The sequence below is a fragment of the Pseudomonas sp. GL-B-12 genome (genome assembly GCF_019955895.1).
Taxonomy (GTDB): Bacteria; Pseudomonadota; Gammaproteobacteria; order Pseudomonadales; family Pseudomonadaceae; genus Aquipseudomonas.
In genome coordinates this window covers 16,502-34,539 of sequence record NZ_JAHBCX010000066.1, presented here as the reverse complement: position 1 = coordinate 34,539, position 18,038 = coordinate 16,502, and the positions used below count along the sequence as shown (strand labels likewise).

Sequence of the window (18,038 nt, the reverse complement as noted above, 5' to 3'; positions counted from 1 at the left end):
TTATGGTCGCCCGAATGCCACGACTACAACTTGATACGCTCGACCTTGCCCACCAGCAAGATGTAGGACAGTGCGCCAATCAATGCCAGCACCGAGATGTAGGTGATCGCCGGAGCAAAAGAATCACCCGTCGCGAGGAAGCCGATCACGATAGGCGTGGCAATCGCCGACAGGTTGCCGATGAAGTTGAACACCCCGCCGGTCAGCCCGAGCAAGCGCGCTGGAGCCAAGGTCGACACCAGAGACCAGGTGATCGAAGCCAGGCCATTGCCGAAGAATGCCAGCGCGAGGAAGGCAATCACCAGCGGCGTCGACTCGACAAAATTGGCGCCGATGATCGAGGTGGAAATCAGCAGGCCGCTGATGATCGGCAACTTGCGGGCAAAACCTACCGTGTAACCGCGACGGATCAAAAAGTCCGAGAAGAAACCGGAACACAGCACGCCGATAAACGCGGCGAGAAATGGCAGCGACGCCAACAGGCCGGACTTGATGAAGTCCATGCCGCGGTATTTCACCAGGTAGGTCGGGAACCAGGTGAGGAAAAACCACAGGGTCGAATTGAGGCAGAACTGCCCGAGGTAGATGCCCCAGAGCTTGCGCTTGGTCAGGACGATGCCCAGGTCAGTCCAGCTGAATTTGGCTTTGACCTTGGCCTGTTCGGCCTGGATATCCACCAACCCGCCGCCCTCGCGGATCAAGTCGATTTCCGCGTCATTGGCACCTTTGAAATCCCGAGGCTCGCGATACACCGCGTACCAGATCACCGCCCACACAATGCCCACTGCGCCGGTGGCAACAAACACCATGTGCCAGCCGAATTCGTGCTGCAGCCAGGCCAGCACCGGCGTCAGGAAGGCCAGGCCGACGAATTGCCCGGAGGTGTAGAAACCGATGGCCGTGGCGCGCTCGCGCTCGGGGAACCAGGTGGTGACCACACGGCTGTTGATCGGATAGGCCGGCGCTTCCAGGGCACCGACGGCCATGCGCAACACGAACAGCGCGATGAAGCTGGCGGCGAAGCCGAGCATCACCGTGGCCACCGACCACAGCAGCAAGGCGACGCTGTACAGAATCCGTGGAGGCACACGATCCACCAGCCAGCCGCCGGGGATCTGCATGGCGGCGTAGGTCCAGCCGAACGCAGAGAAGATCAGGCCGACGTGGATCGGGTCGATACCCAGGTCACTGGTCAATGCCGGGGCGGCAATCGACAGGTTGCTACGGTCCAGATAGTTGATCACCACGGTGATGAACAACAGCACCATGATGAAAAAACGCTTGCGACTGGGCGTCACCAACGACGCCTGCCCGGTGAGGGTTTGCGGTTGCATGAGGGGTGCCTCTTCTTATGGTTATTGAGGTCGGTCCAAAGACTTGTGTGTACACGGATCCCCTGTCCATGGAGATCAAACTGTGGGAGCGAGCCTGCTCGCGATGGCGGTGTTTCAGTCGACCTCGATGCTGGTTGATTGATCGCTATCGCGAGCAGGCTCGCACACAGGGGCTCAGTGGTGTGTCAGGCACTCACCACTCGGCAAAACTGCCATCGGCATGGCGCCAGATCGGGTTGCGCCAGCGGTGGCCGATGGCGGCGCGTTCGATCACGTATTCCTCGTTGATCTCGATACCCAGGCCTGGGCCGTTCGGGATCTTCACGAAGCCTTTGTCGTAGTCGAACACCCGTGGGTCTTTCACATAGTCGAGCAGGTCGTTGCTCTCGTTGTAATGGATGCCCAGGCTCTGTTCCTGGATGAACGCGTTGTAGCAAGCCGCGTCCAGTTGCAGGCACGCCGCCAGGGCAATCGGGCCCAGCGGGCAATGCAGCGCCAGCGCGACGTCGTAGGCTTCGGCCATGTTGGCGATCTTGCGGGTTTCGGTGATACCGCCGGCGTGGGAGGCATCCGGCTGGATGATGTCGACGTAGCCTTCGCTGAGCACGCGCTTGAAATCCCAGCGCGAGAACAACCGTTCGCCCAGGGCAATCGGCGTGCTGGTCAGCGGTGCCAGTTCTTTCAGCGCTTCGTAGTTTTCGCTGAGCACCGGTTCTTCGATGAACATCAGTTTGTACGGGTCGAGTTCCTTCATCAGCACCTTGGCCATGGGCTTGTGCACGCGGCCATGGAAGTCCACGCCGATACCGACGTTCGGGCCGACAGCGTCCCGCACGGCGGCGACGTTGGCCAGGGCCAGGTCGACTTTTTCAAAGGTGTCGAGGAACTGCAGCTCTTCGGTGCCGTTCATTTTCACCGCAGTGAAACCCCGGCTGACCGCTTCTTTCGCCGCCCGCGCCGTGTCCGCCGGACGGTCGCCGCCAATCCACGAATACACACGAATCTTGTCCCGCACCTGACCACCCAGCAGATCGCTGACCGACACGCCCAGTGCCTTGCCCTTGATGTCCCACAAGGCCTGGTCGATACCGGCCAGGGCGCTCATGTGGATCGCGCCGCCACGGTAGAAGCCGCCGCGATAGAGCACGGTCCAGATGTCTTCGATGTTGCGCGGGTCTTTGCCGATCAGGTAGTCGGACAATTCTTCAACGGCAGCGGCAACGGTGTGGGCGCGGCCTTCGACCACGGGCTCGCCCCAACCGGTGACGCCCTCGTCGGTTTCGACCTTGAGGAAGCACCAGCGCGGCGGAACGATGAAGGTGGTCAGTTTGGTGATTTTCATCTTTTGGCTCTCTTATTAGATGCAGCGCGCTCGGCGCTCAAAGAAGTCTTAGCGAAGGGCTTTCCAGGCAGCGACGTAGGCCTTGGCATTGGCCGCCACTTGCGCAGGCGTCATGCCCGGTTTGAACAGACCGGAGCCGAGGCCGAAACCTTTGACGCCGGCGTCGATGAACGACTGCATGTTGTCCGGCGTGATCCCGCCGACCGGCGCCAGAACGGTTCCGGCAGGCAATACGGCGAGCCAGGCTTTGACGACTGCCGGGCCCATCTGCTCGGCCGGGAACAGCTTCAGCACATCCGCGCCTTCAGCCAGTGCCGCGAAGGCTTCGGTCGGCGTGGCGACACCCGGCGACAGGTACAGCCCCGCCGCTTTCGCGGCGCGCAAGACCTTCGGATCGCTATGGGGCATGACGATCACCTGGCCGCCCGCGGCTTTCACTTGCTCGACCTGCTCCGGCGTCAACACCGTGCCGGCACCGATCAGGCAATCGGCGGGCAAGGTACTGCGCAGGATGCGGATACTTTCGTACGGTTCAGGGGAATTGAGCGGCACTTCGATGACGCGAAATCCGGCGGCGTACAGGACTTCGCCGATGGCGGCCGCTTCCTGCGGGCGCAGGCCACGCAGGATCGCGATCAGGCCGTTTTGCGCCAAGGCTTGTTTGAGCATGTCAGGACTCCAGTCAGGTTTAACGGGATACGGTGCACGTGACCAGGCCGGCAGCCAGTGCCAGTTGCCACAATCCGCGTTCGGTGGCCTGTTCGGCCAGGGTCACCCGGGCAAAACCGCAGGCGTCGAGCGCGCGGCTGTAGCGGGCACAGAGTTGGGTGTTGCCGATGAGAATGATCGACGGCAGGTGCACGCTGTTGCGTCGGCGCCGCTGAACGCTGGCCAGGGCCGACAGTTCATGGCCGATCAGCAGGCCGGACAGATAGTCCGCCTGGGCGGTGGAGCTCAACTCGCCAGTCAGCCCGAGACTGCGGGCGCTGAACATCGTCGACAGCGGACCGATTTCACCGTCCGCCGACAAGGCGACCCGCACGCCGCGATCAAACGCATCGCCATCGAAAGACCCGCCACATTGCTGGGTGCGTCCGAGAATGCTGTGTTGACTGAGCACAGCGAAGACTTCGCCGGTCATGAAAGTGTCGAAATGCATGATGCAGCCGTCAGCCACTTCCACCCATTTCGAATGGCTGCCCGGCAGGCCGATCAGCAGATCAGCGCCCGCCTCACTCGCCAGGCTTTGCAGCACGCCGAGCACCTGGGTTTCTTCGCCGCGCATCACGTTCGGCAGACGCGAACGCTCGATAACGCCGGGCACGATGTGTACATCAACGCCGCGCAGACTGCGCACGGTTTGCAAGGAAGTACCGAGCGTGGCGACGTTCGCCGGCGTGTCGCGGTAGGCCGCTTCGCTCCAGCCCTGAGCGCTGCCGACCATGCCGCAGGCAATCACCGGCAAATCCGGCTGGGCGTCGAGCCAGTCGCCGCAAGCCTCATCGAAGGCCAGTTCGAAACCATCGGCGCATTCCCGGCCGCCAATGATTCGCGGCGCTTTCGGCAGCTGCATGATCCCCGACGACAGCGAACGCTGTTCGAGCACTTGGCCGCCTTCGGCAAGTTTGTAAGCACGTAATGAGGTTGTCCCCCAGTCGAGCGCGATCAATTGCGCCTGCATCGCTTCACCTGTTTTGGTTATTGGCAGTGAGTGAGCGGGACTATAAACCTGAGACGAGACAAATCTCAATATATAAATATCAATCCCATATTATGAGACAAGACAAAAAATCGCAGCCCGAAGGCTGCGATCTTTTAGAAGCGATCAGTTACCCGCTGCGAAATCCCGCAACACCGCCCCATCCATCCGATAGCGCACCCACTCCTCCTGCGGCTGCGCCCCCAGGGATTTGTAGAAATCGATGGCCGGCGTATTCCACTCCAGCACGCTCCACTCGAAACGGCCGCAGTCGTTGGCGCAGGCGATTTTTGCCAGATGCCGCAGCAGGGTCTTGCCCGCACCACCGCCGCGCTGTTGCGGGGTGATGTAGAGGTCTTCGAGGTACAGGCAATTGCTGCCAAGCCAGGTGGAATAGCTGAAGAAGAACACCGCGAAACCGATGGGTGCACCGTCGCGCAGGCAGATCAGGCCATGGGCGGTGGCGCCTTCGCTGAACAGGCTGCGCTCGATATCGGCAACGCTGGCGATGACTTCATGGCGGGCACGTTCGTAGTCGGCCAGTTCAGTGATGAACGCGAGGATTTGCGGTGCGTCACTGGGGGTCGCCGGGCGGATTTCGATCGTCATGGACGTGCCTTGTCAAAAGTGGAAAACGCCATACTAAGTCGGCGCGTGACGTGTGGCGAGAGAGCTTGCTCACTGGCCACAAATGCGCTCATTACTCCGGCCAACACTAACCCTGGAATCGATAACCTCGGACCTAACATTTGGGCACTGCGTGGTTAGATAGCTGCGCTGCTCATTTAGCCGGTCAAGGAACCGCGTCATGTCTACCGCAACACCCCCAGTTTCAAGCAAGCTGTTCGGCCTGTTTTGCCTCGCCAGTTACCTGTTGTCGCTGTCCTACGGCTCGACGTTTTTGCTGTCGTTGCTGATTGGTTCTCGCGGCGGTAACGAACACGATGCAGGGAGCGTGATTTCGGCGGCGATGCTCAGCACCTTTGCGACGGTGATTGTTTCCGGTCATTTGTCCGACTTGCTTGGCGCCGCCCGTTCGGTGGCGCTGTTCGGAGTATTGCTGGTAGCGGCCAGCCTGGGCTTCGCCCTGACCCCTGGCTTCGGTCATCTGCTGTTGTTCTTCGGGCTGCTGCTGGGCCTGGGCTGGGGTGTGTTCTACACCCTCGGGCCGATCATCGTGGCGAGTCTGGTGACACCCGCGCAGCGCGCCAAATACTTCGCCCTGCTGTCGGGCAGCATGATGACCGGGATCGGCAGCGGCCCGTTGCTCGGCCGCGCGGCGAGTGCGCTCGACTACCCGGTGACCGCGGCGTTTTATCTGGCGGCGCTGGCCAGCCTGATCGGCGTATTGCTGTTCTGGCGCCTGGATCGACAATTGAAACAGGCGCCCGCGCAATCTGGCAGCGTGTCGCGGATTTCCTGGCGCGCAGCGGGTCAGGTGCTGTCGTCCAGGGCTGTGTTCCCGATCATCATGGTTGGCCTCGGCGGTTGTGTGTTCGGTGGTCTGTCGAGCTTTCAAACCAGTTACGCGGCGGCGCACTCACTCGACTATTCGCTGTTCTTCCTCGGCTTCATGAGCGCGGCGATCAGCGGCCGCATGCTGGTTGCCGGTTTCGTGGTCAAGCGCGATCCATTCCGTGCATCGTGCGTGCTTTCGGGGTTGATGCTGGCATCGATCGTGATGTTCGGTTTTGTCGTCGACAGCAGCTTCAGCTACGTGCTCGCGGCGGTGATGCTCGGGATCGGTTACGGCCTGACCTACTCGGTGATCAACGGCCTGGCCGCCAATGAAGCGCCGAACGGCACCACCGCACAATCCTTGCTGCTGTTCAGCCTGTCGTACTTCATCGGAGTGTTCGGCTTTCCGCTGCTGGCCGGGAAAATCATCGTCGAGCAAGGCATGGCCACGCTGTTACTCACAGTGTTGGCGGTTGCCTCGCTCAACTGGCTGATCACCGTGGGCCGATTGATCTGGCGTAGCGCCACAGCGGTTAGCGCATTGGAGCAGGCCTGAGCCGTTCGTCGCTAACAATGCACCCATCCGGATCGAGGGCGTACTAATCAGGTAAGGACTCTACTCGTTGGAGACAACACCATGATCCTGTCCAGGTTGACCGCCCTTGTTCTCACTGCCCTTTTGTCCTGTGCCGCCTTCGCCGGGACCATCGGCTCGAGCACCGGCCCGACCAATCCGGTGGAAAAACCCAGGGCCCCCGCCATCAAGAGTGCCCCCGGCATGAATACCGATGGCACCACGATCGACCACAACCTGCCGCCCTCCACCAGCACCGACCCGCGGGTTCAAGGCAATGACGCGGGACGTCAGGGCGGTATAAATTTGCCAGGCAGCAAAACACCCAGCAGCGGCGGACTCGGCTCGACCACTAGCGGCAGCTCGGGTGATGACGACGATGACAGTCAATAGTTGCCAATTTGAGGACAGAAGCTGGAACGAAGAATTTTGCGCTATCAGGAATGTGCAGGCAGGAATTGATTGAGGCGCTGCGCAAGGCAAGTGAGTGCCGGATCATGTGTTGAGTTTAAGGGCCTCTTCGCGGGCAAGCCCGCTCCCACAGGATCGGTGCCAGACCACAATTCGATGTGTGAATGCAGAACCCTGTGGGAGCGGACTTGCTCGCGAAGACATCAGCACATCCAACATCGATGTGACCGACAGATCGCATTCGCGAGCAAGCCCGCTCCCACAGGAGATCACCTGCACCGTCAGACTTCGGTGGTCAGCGTTGTTTCAGTCGGTCTATGACCACCGCCAACAACAAAATCGAACCCCGGATCACATACTGATAAAACGTATCGATGTTCTTCAGGTTCATCGCATTCTCGATGATCGCCAGAATCAGCACCCCGGCAATCACATGCCGGATCATGCCGATCCCGCCACTCAACGACACCCCGCCCAGCACGCAGGCCGAGATCACCGTCAGCTCGAAACCCTGACCGATCATCGGTTGGCCGGAGGTCATGCGCGAAGCCAGGATCACCCCGGCCAACGCGCCGATCACGCCATGCACGGCGAAGATGATGATCTTGGTCCGGTCGACATTCACACCGGCCAGCAGCGCCGCTTCCTGGTTGCCGCCGATGGCCATGGTGTTGCGCCCGTAGGTGGTGTAGTTCAGCAGCCAGCCGAAGAACAGGAAGCAGACGATGGTGATCAGGATCGGCACCGGTACGCCAAACAGCTGGCCGTTACCGAACACAAAGAACGATTCCTGGGACACCCCCACCGCTTTGCCGTTGGCGAAGATGTAGGCCAGGCCACGCACGATCTGCATGGTCGCCAGCGTGGTGATCAGCGCGTTGACCCGCAGCTTGGCGATCACTATCCCGTTGATCAGCCCGACGATCAGGCCCATCACCAGCGCCGCACAGACACCGAGAAACACGCTGTTGGTGTCGCGCATCACCACCGCCGCGACTACCCCGGCGCAGGCAATCACCGAGCCCACCGACAAGTCGAAATGCCCGGACGCCAGGCAATACAACATGGTGCATGCAGCGATCCCGGTGGTGGAAATCGCCAGGCCCAGGCCACGCATGTTCAGCGGTGAAAGGAAGTTGTCGATCAGCAAGGTGCAGGCGACAAAGATGCCGACCGCCGCCAGCAGCATCACCCAGTCATCGAGGAAGCGTCGCAGGTCCAGCGGTTTGCGCGTGGTCGGCAGGGTGTTGTTTTGGGTTGTCATCATAGTCACCTCTCAGTTCGCCACGCCGTCGGCGCGTTGGCGCGGCAAAGCCAGTTGCAGCAGGTTGGATTCGTTGGCCTGTTCGCGGCTCAGCTCGCCACGCAGGGCGCCTTCGCACAGCACCAGGATGCGGTCGGAAATGCCCATGACTTCCATCAAGTCGCTGGACACCACAATCACCGCGATCCCCTCGGCGGCCAGGTTATGGATGATCTGGTAGATCTCGGCCTTGGCACCGATGTCGATGCCGCGGGTGGGTTCGTCGAGCAACAGCACCTTCATCGGCATCGACAGCCAGCGGCCGAGAATGGCCTTCTGCTGATTGCCACCGGACAGGTACATGATTTTCTGCGCCGGGTTGGGCGTCTTCACTTTCAGCGCCTTGATCTGCTGCTCGGCGTTGTCCTTCTCCCACAGACCGCGCAACAGGCAACCGAAGGTGGAGTGAGCGCCGCGCGCACTGATGTTGATGTTCTCAGCGACGCTGGCCAGCGGCAGGATGCCTTCCTTCTTGCGGTCCTCGGGGCACAACAGGATTCCGGCGGCAATCGCGTCCCGGGGTGAACGCAGCTTCAGTTCATGGCCTCGAAGCTTCAGCTGTCCGGCACTGTGGCGCGCCAGACCGCTGAGCAGGCGCAACAGTTCGGTGCGACCGGCACCGACCAGCCCGAACAGCCCGAGGATTTCGCCTTTGTGCACCTCGAAACTCACCGGCTCGTGCAACCCCAGCCCGAGCAGACCGTCGACCTTGAGTGCCACCGCGCCGCGCTGGCGCGGGCGGTAATCGTAGATATCCTGGATGTCGCGCCCGACCATGCAGGTGACCAGTTGATCGTGGGTCAGCTGGCTCATGTCGTCGAAGGTGCGCACGTAACGCCCGTCCTTGAACACCGTCACCGCGTTGCAGATGCGGAACACTTCTTCCATGCGGTGGGAGACATAGAGCACCACTTTGCCCTCGTCCCGCAGCCGGCCGATGATCGCCATCAAGCGGTCGATTTCCCGTGCCGAAAGGCTGCTGGTGGGTTCGTCGAAGGCAATCACATGGGCGCCACGGGACAACGCCTTGGCGATTTCCACCAGTTGCCGCTGGCCGAGGGACAGGCGCCCGACTTTCTCTTGCGGGTCGATTTCATCGGCCAGGCCTTTGAGACAGGCCAGTGCCTGCTGGCGCAGGGTACTGCGATTGATCAGGCCGAAACGGGCTGGCAGATGCCCGAGAAACAGGTTTTCGGCCACGGTCATTTCCGGCACCAGATGCAGCTCCTGGTGGATCACCGCGACGCCACTGCCGATGCTGTCGGCGGTGGACTTGAAGTCCATCGTCCGCTCGCCGATCTGCAAGGCACCGCTGCAAGGCGTGTAGGCCCCGCCGAGGATTTTCAGCAGCGTCGACTTGCCGGCGCCGTTCTCGCCCATCAAGGCATGAACCTGCCCCGGATGGGCGACGAAGCTGATGTTGTCCAGCGCCTTCACCCCGGGAAAGGTCTTGCCGATCCCTTTGAAGCGCAAGCTGCCGGTAAGGCTGTGTTCGTGTTGGATTGTTTGCGCGTGCATAACCACCTCTTCACACCGATCAGGCAGCCCCGCCGCCGAGGCCGCCGCTGAAATCAAACGGCTGTCAGTTCCACAGGCCGATCTTTTCCAGTTCCTGCTTGAAGTTGTCGCGGGTGATCAGCGTCACGTCGTCCATGGCGGTGAATTTCGCAGGTTCTTTGCCGGTGGTGACCCAGTCGTACATCATGCTCGCGGTGTTGTAGCCCTCGATGTGCGGGCTCGGCAGCATCGAGCCGTAGAAGCCGCTGTCGGGTTTTTTCAGCTCGCCGATGGCGTCGGTACCGTTGATGCCGATGCCGATCACGTTGGCCGCCGCGAAACCGGCGCTCTCGGTGGCGCGCACACCGCCCAGGACGGTGTTGTCGTTCATGCCGCCGATGATCAGGTTCTTCGCCGCCCCCGGCAGTTTCACCAGGGCCGAGTTGGTGGCGTCCATGCTGCCCGGCACGTCGAGGGTCTTGAGGGCCGCGAACAGGATGTGGTCTTTCGGCATGCCGGCATCTTCCAGCGCTTTCACCGAACCGTCGGTGCGCTTCTTGCCGGTGTCGAGTTCGTTGTAGGTGTTGATCACCGCATAGGTGTCTTTCCAGTCCCAGCCGCGCTTCTTCGCTTCGGTCGCCATGGCATTACCTTGTTTCTGGCCGACTTCGAAAGCAGCCATGCCAAGGTACGGCACGTCTTCCATGAACTTGCCGCCGGCATCGACGAAACGGTCATCGACGGCAATCACTTTCAAGCCGTTGAGCCTGGCCTTGGCCATGATCGCCGGGCCGAGGGACACGTCCGGCGGGCAGATCACGAACCCCTTGGCGCCGTTGGCGGCGAGGCTATCGATAGCCGAAAGGGTTTTCTCGCCGTCCGGCACGGCAATCTTGATCAGGGTGAAGCCCTTCTCTTTCCCGGCCTTTTCGGCAAAGGCCCACTCGGTCTGGAACCAGGGTTCTTCCGCCTGCTTGACCAGAAAACCGATCTTCACTTCCTCGGCTGCCAGCAGCGTGTTACTCAGGCTGAACGCCGAGACCGCCAACGCGGCACAGCACAGGGAACGGATAGCATGACGACGATTCATAAGCTGACTCCTTGTTATTTTTCTTGAGCGTTCTTTGAAAGCGTTCTTTGTTAACCAGCGGGCGGTAAAAACATACTGCCAATAGTCATATCGTATGATGATTGGATTTCAGGCGTAGCAACGCGCCTGAAAGCCCGATCACTCAGTCGTGGTACATCACCGAGCGACCACCATCGATGGTGATGCACGAGGCATTGATGAACGGTGCCTCATCGCTGGCCAGGAACACGGCGGTCATTGCCACTTCGATCGGCTGTCCGATACGGCGCGGCGGGTGCAGGTCAAACGCACGCTGGCGTTCGGCGTGGGGGTCGGCAAATCCGTTCCAGTAATCGACGTTCAACTGGGTTTCGATGTAGCCCGGCGCAATCGCGTTGACGCGCACACCCTTGGGCGCATATTCGATGCCCAGCGCACGGGTCAGGCCGAGCAAGCCATGCTTGGCCACCGGGTACGGGAAGCAGCCAGGAATGATGTGGGTGGAATGGGTGGACGCGATATTGATGATGCTGCCGATGCCCTGCTCGATCATCTGCGGCAGCACCGCCTTGCAACCGTACCAGGCGCCGTCGAGGTCGATGGCAAAGCAGCGACGCCAGTCTTCCTCGGTCATTTCCAGCGGATCACGGAACACGTTGACCCCAGCGCAGTTGACCAGCACATCGATCCGACCGTGCAGGTCGATCGCCAGCCGGGCCATGGCGTGCAGATCCTGCTGACGCGACACGTCGGCCTTGATTGCCACCACATCGGCGCCCTGGTCCCGCCAGTGCGCCGCGACCTTCTCGACTTTCTCGGCCTGAATGTCGCTGATGATCAGCCTGGCCTGCTGGGACGCGAAGGTCGCCACAATCGCTTCGCCAATACCCTGAGCGGCACCGGTCAGCAATACGACCTTGTTTTTCAGGCGTTCGCCCTTCGGCGGTTCGGGCACCGGTGGCAATGACAGTGGTTCAGCCATGGATCAAGACTCCTGTTCGAAGACACGATGAAAACCGGGCATCTGTCGATGTCCGGTTAAAAGGCGCCGGGTAGGAAACAGGTGAATGCGAAAACGTTTCAGCTCGGAAACGTTCTGAGGCACAGGCTCCGCAAGGGAGCACGGGGGAACTTCGCTGCATCACTTCACCTGTTTTGTTTTTTTGAGTGTGAGTGCATGTAACTGGTGAGGCCGACTATAAACCCGGCCCGCGGCAAATCTCAATATATATATTTGCATCCCATATTTTGGGATTTATCCAACGAAACGCGTGCAACGTTTTCCAGGCACATCCACTGCAATCGACAATACAGCCCCATCCAACGGATGGCCCAGCGGACTTGCCGCGCTGGTGATGTACAGGGTTTTCAGGTCTGTACCGCCGAACACGCAACTGGTGGGACGACTGACCGGTAGCTCGATGATCCGATCGACGTTGCCGTCCGGGCTCAACCTGAGCAGGCAGCTGCCGTCCCAACGGGCATTCCAGATAAAACCTTCGGCATCCATCGCCGAACCGTCCGGGCCGCCACGCCCGTGCGGACCAAACCAGACCTGCGGCGTATCGAGGGCTCCGTCGGTACGGATGAAATGTCGATACAAGGTGCCGTCGAGGCTGTCGCCGAAATACACGGTGGTGGCGTCATCGCTCCACAGCAGCGTGTTGGGAATGCCCAGATTGCGCAGCAAAGGCGCAACCCGCCCGGCGCGATCGATGCGGAACAGTCCACCGGAACGACGGACGATGGGCAGGTCTTCGCCGTGTTCTCCGATATTGTTTTGCATGGTGCCGAGCCAGAGTCGGCCTTGAGCGTCGCAACGGGCTTCGTTGGGGCGATTGCCCGGTTGCGGATCGGCCACGCAGAGCAGCGTCAGGCGCGGTTCCAGGCCGGGTGAGTCGAGATCGAGGCGATACACACCGCTACTCAATGCCACCAGCGCGTCGCCGCTTTCACAGGGGATGAAGGCTGACACATGCTCCGGCATCTGCCAGATCTGCACGTTGGCGCCGATCAATCGCAGCGCCTGTTTACCGGCGATATCCACCCAGTACAGGGCTTGGGTGGGCGCATCCCAGAACGGGCCTTCGCCCAGTTGTGCCCGATGTCCGGTCACCGCAGTCCACGCCATGAAACCTCCTGCATTGTTCTTGTTTTTATGTGGGGATTTTCGTTGTCAGCTGGCCTTTTTATCGGCCATGACTTGCGGGTAGTAGCGCTTGATCGCCAGGTCCGCGTTATCGATCAGGGTCATGCAGGCCCAGACACCCCGGGCGGTATCACGGGCCGCGATAGCCTCAGCCAGGTCCCGGTGAATCGGCAGGGTGCGACGCAGTTCATCCGGGTCGGCGGCGGACACTTCAAAAGCCACCGCCAGCAACGCGCCGAGGGCGGGAACCATTTGTTCGATGAATTGATTGTGGCTGGCGGCGAGGATGCATTCGTGGAAGAGCTGGTCGGCGCGGTTGTAATCGATGCCGCTGTCCACCGCCCGTTCCAGCGCGTTGCAGGCCAACAGGATCGCGTTCACCTGTTCGCCGGTTGCGCGCTCGCAAGCCCAGCGCACGGCCATCGGTTCGATGGTACGGCGCAGGTCGAGCAGATCGTCGACGAAGTTTTCCGGCAAGCCGCTGCGCGACAACCAGCCGACGACTTGTGGATCGAAGAGGTTCCAGCGCCGCACCGGCAAGACCCGCGTGCCGACTTTCGGCCCGACCTCGAGCATGCCTTTGGCAACCAGGGTCTTGATGGCTTCACGGATGACCGTGCGGCTCACGCCGAGCTGTTCGCCGAGGTCGGCTTCGACCTTGAGTGACTCACCCGGCTTGACCTGCCCCGTGGCGAGCCAGCAACCCAGCCAGTCAACCGTCGAAGCATGAAAGCTGCTGGACATGGACACCTCAAAGCCGTTCGCAATGGAGGCCCACGCTAATCATCATATGATTGGATGTCAATTTGATTTTTTAAACGTTCGGAAAGCACTGTGGGAGCGAGCCTGCTCGCGAAGACGGGGTCATGTCCGATGCAGATGTCGACTGACCCAGCGCTTTCGCGAGCAGGCTCGCACACAGTGTTGTTATGCGTCAGGGTTCGAGACCGATGGGGAAGAACTCACCGCCGCTCCAGACACCCAGCCAGCGCTGGCCGTCGATCTCGCGGCTCACTGCCAGCTCTACCAATTGATAGAACACGTTGCGATGGATCAACGCTTCAAGATTGCTGCGCACATGCACGTAAGGGGCTGGCTCTTGCGTTACCGGGTCGATGACCACGCGCATCGGATGCCCGACACCGGCCTCGGTGAATTCATCAACGTTGGTGGTAAAGCGCAACACCTGCGCCTCGCCCTCGCCTTCCACATCGACGGCAATCGCCACGAACGGCGCATCGTCGACCTTGATGCCAACCTTTTCGACCGGAGTGATCAGGAAATAATCATCGCCATCACGGCGGATGATGGTGGAGAACAGCTTGACCATCGGCTTGCGCCCGATCGGCGTACCCAGGTAATACCAAGTGCCGTCCCGGGCGATGCGCATGTCGATGTCGCCGCAGAAATCGGGATTCCACAGGTGCACCGGCGGCAAGCCTTTGGTCTTGGGGATTTGCCCCAGCAGGTCGTTGGCTTTTTGCGGGCCACTCATGGCGTTCTCCTCGGGATTACTGGTCGCTGAGCCCTAACAGGCTGCGCGCATATTGCTCCAGCGGCGGGCCCATCAGGTCTTCGGGTTTTTTATCGTGGAACGTCAGTAAACCGCCACGACTCTTGATGGTTGCAGTATCAATCAAATACTGGGTGCTGGTCTCGATCAACATGATCTGAATCATACCGCTGTCGATGCCGAGACGATCCAGAGCCTCCTGATCCAGCCACTCGTCCGAGTTGCCGATACGATCGTCAGACTTGGCGAAGCGGGTGTAGAGCAGATAGTGCGCACCGGCGGCACGGGCTTCGCCCATGGCCTGGTCGAGGCCTTCGGGCGTGCGGGCACGACGGACCATCGGGAAGTATTCGACGAAACCATCGAACGCGACTTCGGCGATCACGTTGGGCCGCGGGTAGACGTCGCTGCCTGGCGGCATGAAAGCGCCCTGGGCGATGTAGACGAACGAGTCCGGTTGAATGCGCAGATTGTTTACGCGACGGCTGTCACTGTGGTCGAGCAACCCCGCATCGCTCATATGGTAACGAGTCCCTTCGGCCATATCGCTGACGCTCATGCAGCCACCAAGTGCCAAAACGGCCAGCAGCAAAACCAGGCTACGCATCCTATCCTCCAGAGGCCGGTGTCGGAAAACCGGCGAATGGCCGTAGGATGCAGCTTCCGCGCCAGCTCAAGTTGATCGTTGCCTGATCAAACGCAATCGCGGGCAAGCCACGCTCCCACAGGGTTTACGCAAAACCCTGTGGGAGCGTGGCTTGCCCGCGATGAGGCCGGTTCAACCGCCGATAATCTTCATGACAGTCGCGCCACCAGAGAACGCCACTTCCTGCTTGTCACCTAAGGCTTTCACCAGCAGCCGCTGCAATGCCGGCAGTGCTTGATGGCGCGGCTTGTCCAGCAGGTCGCCGATGTAATGGCGATTGCTCGACGACAGGCAGCCATGCAGCCACCCGGTAGAAGACAAACGAAGTCGCGAGCAGGTACGGCAGAAAGGCACGCTCTCGTTGGCGATCACGCCGAAATGGCCATGCCCCGGAATTTCATAGCGCACCGCTGTCGCATCGACGGGCGCATCGGCCTGCAGATACTCGTAGCGCTCGCCGATCAGGCTCAGCAATTGCTGGAGGCTGACGAACTGTTGCAGAAAGGCATTGGAATCGTTGGCCAAGTGGCCCATGCGCATCAGCTCGATGAAGCGCAGTTCATAACCGCGTTCCAGGCAGTAATCGAGCAGCGGCATCACTTGATCAAGGTTCTGCCCGCGCAGCGGCACCATGTTGACCTTGATCTTCATGCCGGCCGCACTGGCCTCGCTCATGCCGTTGAGCACGGTGGCCAGGTCGCCGCCCCGGGCAATGCCGCGGAACGCACTGGCGTCGAGGGTATCGAGGGAAACGTTGAGGCGCCGAATGCCGGCGTTCACCAGCAGCGGCAGTTTCTTCGCCAGCAACTGGCCATTGGTGGTCAGGCTGATGTCTTCCAGGCCCATCTGCCCGACCGCCGTCATGAACGCCTCGAGTTTCGGGCTGACCAGCGGCTCGCCGCCGGTAATGCGCAGACGCTCGATGCCCGCCGCTTCAATCAGATAAGCCACGCCGCGCGCCATGGCTTCGGCCGACAACTCATCCTGCGCAGCCACCAGCCGCTTGCCATTGGGCACGCAGTAGGTACAGGCGTAATTGCAGGCTGAGGTCAGACTGATTCGCAAGTTGCGAAAACGCCTGCCTTGACGGTCAACGATCATGGTCACTCCGGCGGAAGAATATTCGGGCCGCTAAAACTTGACTCAGAAATCAAGTTTTAGCAAGTCCTCTACCTGAGTATATTCCTGCGGTACTGCGCCAAGTAGCGAAATCATGGCGCAATAAGGCAACTGAATGGCTCAGCTGCTGGGAGTGTCGGTGTCGCGCTTGCGCTTGTTGCCCATGCGCACGCCGATGTCCATGAGGAACTGGAAGAAACCCTCCTGATCTTCCAGCACATTGCTCCAGAACGGCGAGTGATACAGCGCGACGGCACCGTGCACCAGCGCCCAGGATGCGCAGTAATGGAAGTAAGGTGGCACGTCCTCCAGCTTGCCTTCGCTGATCCGGCCCTTGATCAGCAGGGTCAGGCGTTCGAAGTTCGAGGCACGGATCTTGTGCAGCTCCTCGATCATCTCCGGCACCTGGTTGCCCTTGACCACTTTCTCTTCAAGGCGGTCGAACAGGCGATAGCGTTGAGGATCGCGCATGCGGAATTCGAAATAGGCGCGGGACAGGGCTTCCTTGTCCTTGTCGACGTCGGCGGAGTGCAACAGCTCGTTCAAATCGCGCTCGTAGTCGAGCATCAGGCGCAGATAGATTTCCGCCTTGGATTTGAAGTGCTTGTAGATCGTGCCTTTGCCGATACCGACGGCATCAGCAATCATCTCGACGGTGACACTGTCTTCACCTTGTTCGAGGAACAGCTTGAGCGCGGTATCGAGAATTTCCTGCTCGCGGCGACGGAATTCACGGACCTTACGAGGTTCTTTATGCATAAGAAAAGGTCTGTCGGGGTCAAAATTCGAAGCCGCGTATTATGCCTAACTTACGCAAAAATGCACGGATCATCCGACCATATCTGCGCTTTCTGGTCATTCCGCGCACGTTTACAGGGTGATGAGAACTCTTCCGAAGCGCACGTATTCCAAATTTGTTTAAAAACCCGGGCCGCCAAACTGGACGAGGCGCAATCCTGATCAATACTTGAACTGTCGGCGGGGCATCTCCCCCAAGTGTCACGCCGATATTGGTACCAACGGACCGCGTGCCATTGTTTTACTCCTAATGGTCTTAACCCGGATTCACCCCCCAGAACCCGGGTTTTTTTTGCCTGCGATTTAACCTTTTACGTGTGCCAGCGGGAACAGCCGCTTGAAATTCGCCGTGGTTTGCTCGGCAAACCGCTCGTAGGGCTCACCACGCAACATTGCCAGAAATTCCGCAACTTCGCGCACGTACTGCGGCAGGTTTGGCTTGCCTCGATAGGGAATCGGCGCCAGGTACGGCGAGTCGGTTTCCACCAGCAATCGGTCAGCCGGCACCTTGCTGGCCACATCGCGCAACGCGTCGGCATTGCGAAAAGTGACAATCCCGGACAGTGAAATGTAATAGCCCATGTCCAGCGCGGCCCTCGCCATCTCCCAGTCTTCGGTAAAGCAATGCAATACGCCCGCCTGGGGCAGCGCCGCTTCACGCAGCAAATCCAGAGTATCGGTGCGGGCACCACGGGTGTGGATGATCACCGGTTTGCCAGTCTGTTGCGCCGCTTGCAGGTGCAGGCGGAACGACTCCTGCTGCAACTCTGCCGCTTCCGGTTCGTAGTGGTAGTCGAGGCCTGTTTCGCCAATCGCCACCACCCGCGGATGATTGAGCTCCTGCAACAGCCAGTCCAGCGCCGGCGCGGCACCCGGCTGCACATCCAGAGGGTGCACACCCACCGAGCAGTCGACGTCGTCATAACGTTCGGCCAGGGCTTTGACGTCGGCCGCATTGTCCGCGCTGACTCCGATACACAGAAAGTGCCCTACCCCACGCTGCCGGGCCGCATCAAGGGCAGCATCCAGGGAGCCGTCGTGGGCGGTCAGGTCGAGGCGATCAAGGTGACAATGGGAATCTACGAGCATAAAGGGCCGCAACTTGCATCAAATGAGTGGGACGGTC

Annotated in this window: 18 protein-coding genes; 2 read left to right on the top strand and 16 right to left on the bottom strand. The window is 60.4% G+C overall.

Translation table 11 applies throughout. The annotated features are described in order from the left end of the window. Positions 1 to 23: 23 nt before the first annotated feature. The 5 genes from KGA85_RS27530 to KGA85_RS27510 all read right to left on the bottom strand — a co-directional run bounded on the left by KGA85_RS27530 (position 24) and on the right by KGA85_RS27510 (position 4,984). Positions 24 to 1,334 (bottom strand): MFS transporter, encoded by a 1,311-nt coding sequence (locus tag KGA85_RS27530; protein ID WP_223533892.1) that lies wholly within the window; start codon positions 1,332 to 1,334, stop codon positions 24 to 26. A gap of 193 nt (positions 1,335 to 1,527) precedes the next feature. Then, a complete protein-coding gene (dgoD, locus tag KGA85_RS27525) occupies positions 1,528 to 2,676 on the bottom strand; it encodes a galactonate dehydratase (protein ID WP_223456192.1) in 1,149 nt (382 codons plus the stop codon). A gap of 48 nt (positions 2,677 to 2,724) precedes the next feature. Beyond that, on the bottom strand, positions 2,725 to 3,345 hold the full coding sequence (locus tag KGA85_RS27520) for a 2-dehydro-3-deoxy-6-phosphogalactonate aldolase (protein ID WP_223456191.1): 621 nt from the start codon (positions 3,343 to 3,345) through the stop codon (positions 2,725 to 2,727). Positions 3,346 to 3,364: 19 nt separating this feature from the next. Beyond that, positions 3,365 to 4,357, bottom strand: a complete 993-nt coding sequence (locus tag KGA85_RS27515; protein WP_223456190.1) for a 2-dehydro-3-deoxygalactonokinase — start codon at positions 4,355 to 4,357, stop codon at positions 3,365 to 3,367. A gap of 144 nt (positions 4,358 to 4,501) precedes the next feature. Further along, positions 4,502 to 4,984 carry a GNAT family N-acetyltransferase gene (locus KGA85_RS27510; protein WP_095943999.1) on the bottom strand — a complete coding sequence of 161 codons (483 nt, stop codon included), beginning with the start codon at positions 4,982 to 4,984 and terminating at the stop codon, positions 4,502 to 4,504. A gap of 199 nt (positions 4,985 to 5,183) precedes the next feature. On the opposite strand from KGA85_RS27510, the gene KGA85_RS27505 reads away from it, so the two are divergent. Both KGA85_RS27505 and KGA85_RS27500 read left to right on the top strand, forming a co-directional pair. Further along, positions 5,184 to 6,389, top strand: a complete 1,206-nt coding sequence (locus tag KGA85_RS27505) for an MFS transporter (protein ID WP_223543536.1) — start codon at positions 5,184 to 5,186, stop codon at positions 6,387 to 6,389. A gap of 81 nt (positions 6,390 to 6,470) precedes the next feature. Then, the gene (locus KGA85_RS27500) at positions 6,471 to 6,800 is read left to right on the top strand and encodes a hypothetical protein (RefSeq protein ID WP_223533891.1); all 330 of its coding nucleotides are present in this window, start codon (positions 6,471 to 6,473) and stop codon (positions 6,798 to 6,800) included. Between the two features lie 313 nt (positions 6,801 to 7,113). On the opposite strand, the gene araH is transcribed toward KGA85_RS27500, so the two are convergent. The 11 genes from araH to KGA85_RS27445 all read right to left on the bottom strand — a co-directional run bounded on the left by araH (position 7,114) and on the right by KGA85_RS27445 (position 18,001). Beyond that, positions 7,114 to 8,082: an L-arabinose ABC transporter permease AraH gene (gene araH / locus KGA85_RS27495; protein ID WP_223456187.1), complete on the bottom strand. Its 969-nt coding sequence runs from the start codon at positions 8,080 to 8,082 to the stop codon at positions 7,114 to 7,116. Between the two features lie 12 nt (positions 8,083 to 8,094). Continuing rightward, positions 8,095 to 9,639, bottom strand: coding sequence for an L-arabinose ABC transporter ATP-binding protein AraG (gene araG / locus KGA85_RS27490; protein ID WP_223534370.1), 1,545 nt, complete (start codon positions 9,637 to 9,639; stop codon positions 8,095 to 8,097). Between the two features lie 64 nt (positions 9,640 to 9,703). Continuing rightward, positions 9,704 to 10,708, bottom strand: coding sequence for a substrate-binding domain-containing protein (locus KGA85_RS27485; RefSeq protein ID WP_223533890.1), 1,005 nt, complete (start codon positions 10,706 to 10,708; stop codon positions 9,704 to 9,706). 142 nt (positions 10,709 to 10,850) lie between these two features. Further along, positions 10,851 to 11,669 carry an SDR family oxidoreductase gene (locus KGA85_RS27480; protein ID WP_223456184.1) on the bottom strand — a complete coding sequence of 273 codons (819 nt, stop codon included), beginning with the start codon at positions 11,667 to 11,669 and terminating at the stop codon, positions 10,851 to 10,853. Positions 11,670 to 11,942: 273 nt separating this feature from the next. Further along, positions 11,943 to 12,818, bottom strand: a complete 876-nt coding sequence (locus KGA85_RS27475) for an SMP-30/gluconolactonase/LRE family protein (RefSeq protein WP_223456183.1) — start codon at positions 12,816 to 12,818, stop codon at positions 11,943 to 11,945. 45 nt (positions 12,819 to 12,863) lie between these two features. Continuing rightward, on the bottom strand, positions 12,864 to 13,580 hold the full coding sequence (locus KGA85_RS27470; RefSeq protein WP_046037461.1) for a FadR/GntR family transcriptional regulator: 717 nt from the start codon (positions 13,578 to 13,580) through the stop codon (positions 12,864 to 12,866). 190 nt (positions 13,581 to 13,770) lie between these two features. Further along, a complete protein-coding gene (locus KGA85_RS27465; RefSeq protein WP_223456182.1) occupies positions 13,771 to 14,331 on the bottom strand; it encodes a DUF1285 domain-containing protein in 561 nt (186 codons plus the stop codon). Positions 14,332 to 14,347: 16 nt separating this feature from the next. Next, entirely contained in the window at positions 14,348 to 14,956 is a 609-nt protein-coding gene (locus KGA85_RS27460) for a DUF4823 domain-containing protein (protein WP_223456181.1), read from the bottom strand. A gap of 171 nt (positions 14,957 to 15,127) precedes the next feature. Next, a complete protein-coding gene (locus KGA85_RS27455; protein WP_223456180.1) occupies positions 15,128 to 16,096 on the bottom strand; it encodes a GTP 3',8-cyclase MoaA in 969 nt (322 codons plus the stop codon). 138 nt (positions 16,097 to 16,234) lie between these two features. Next, positions 16,235 to 16,873, bottom strand: a complete 639-nt coding sequence (locus KGA85_RS27450; RefSeq protein WP_034149949.1) for a TetR/AcrR family transcriptional regulator — start codon at positions 16,871 to 16,873, stop codon at positions 16,235 to 16,237. Positions 16,874 to 17,215: 342 nt separating this feature from the next. Beyond that, on the bottom strand, positions 17,216 to 18,001 hold the full coding sequence (locus tag KGA85_RS27445; RefSeq protein WP_223456179.1) for a TatD family hydrolase: 786 nt from the start codon (positions 17,999 to 18,001) through the stop codon (positions 17,216 to 17,218). Positions 18,002 to 18,038: the final 37 nt, after the last annotated feature.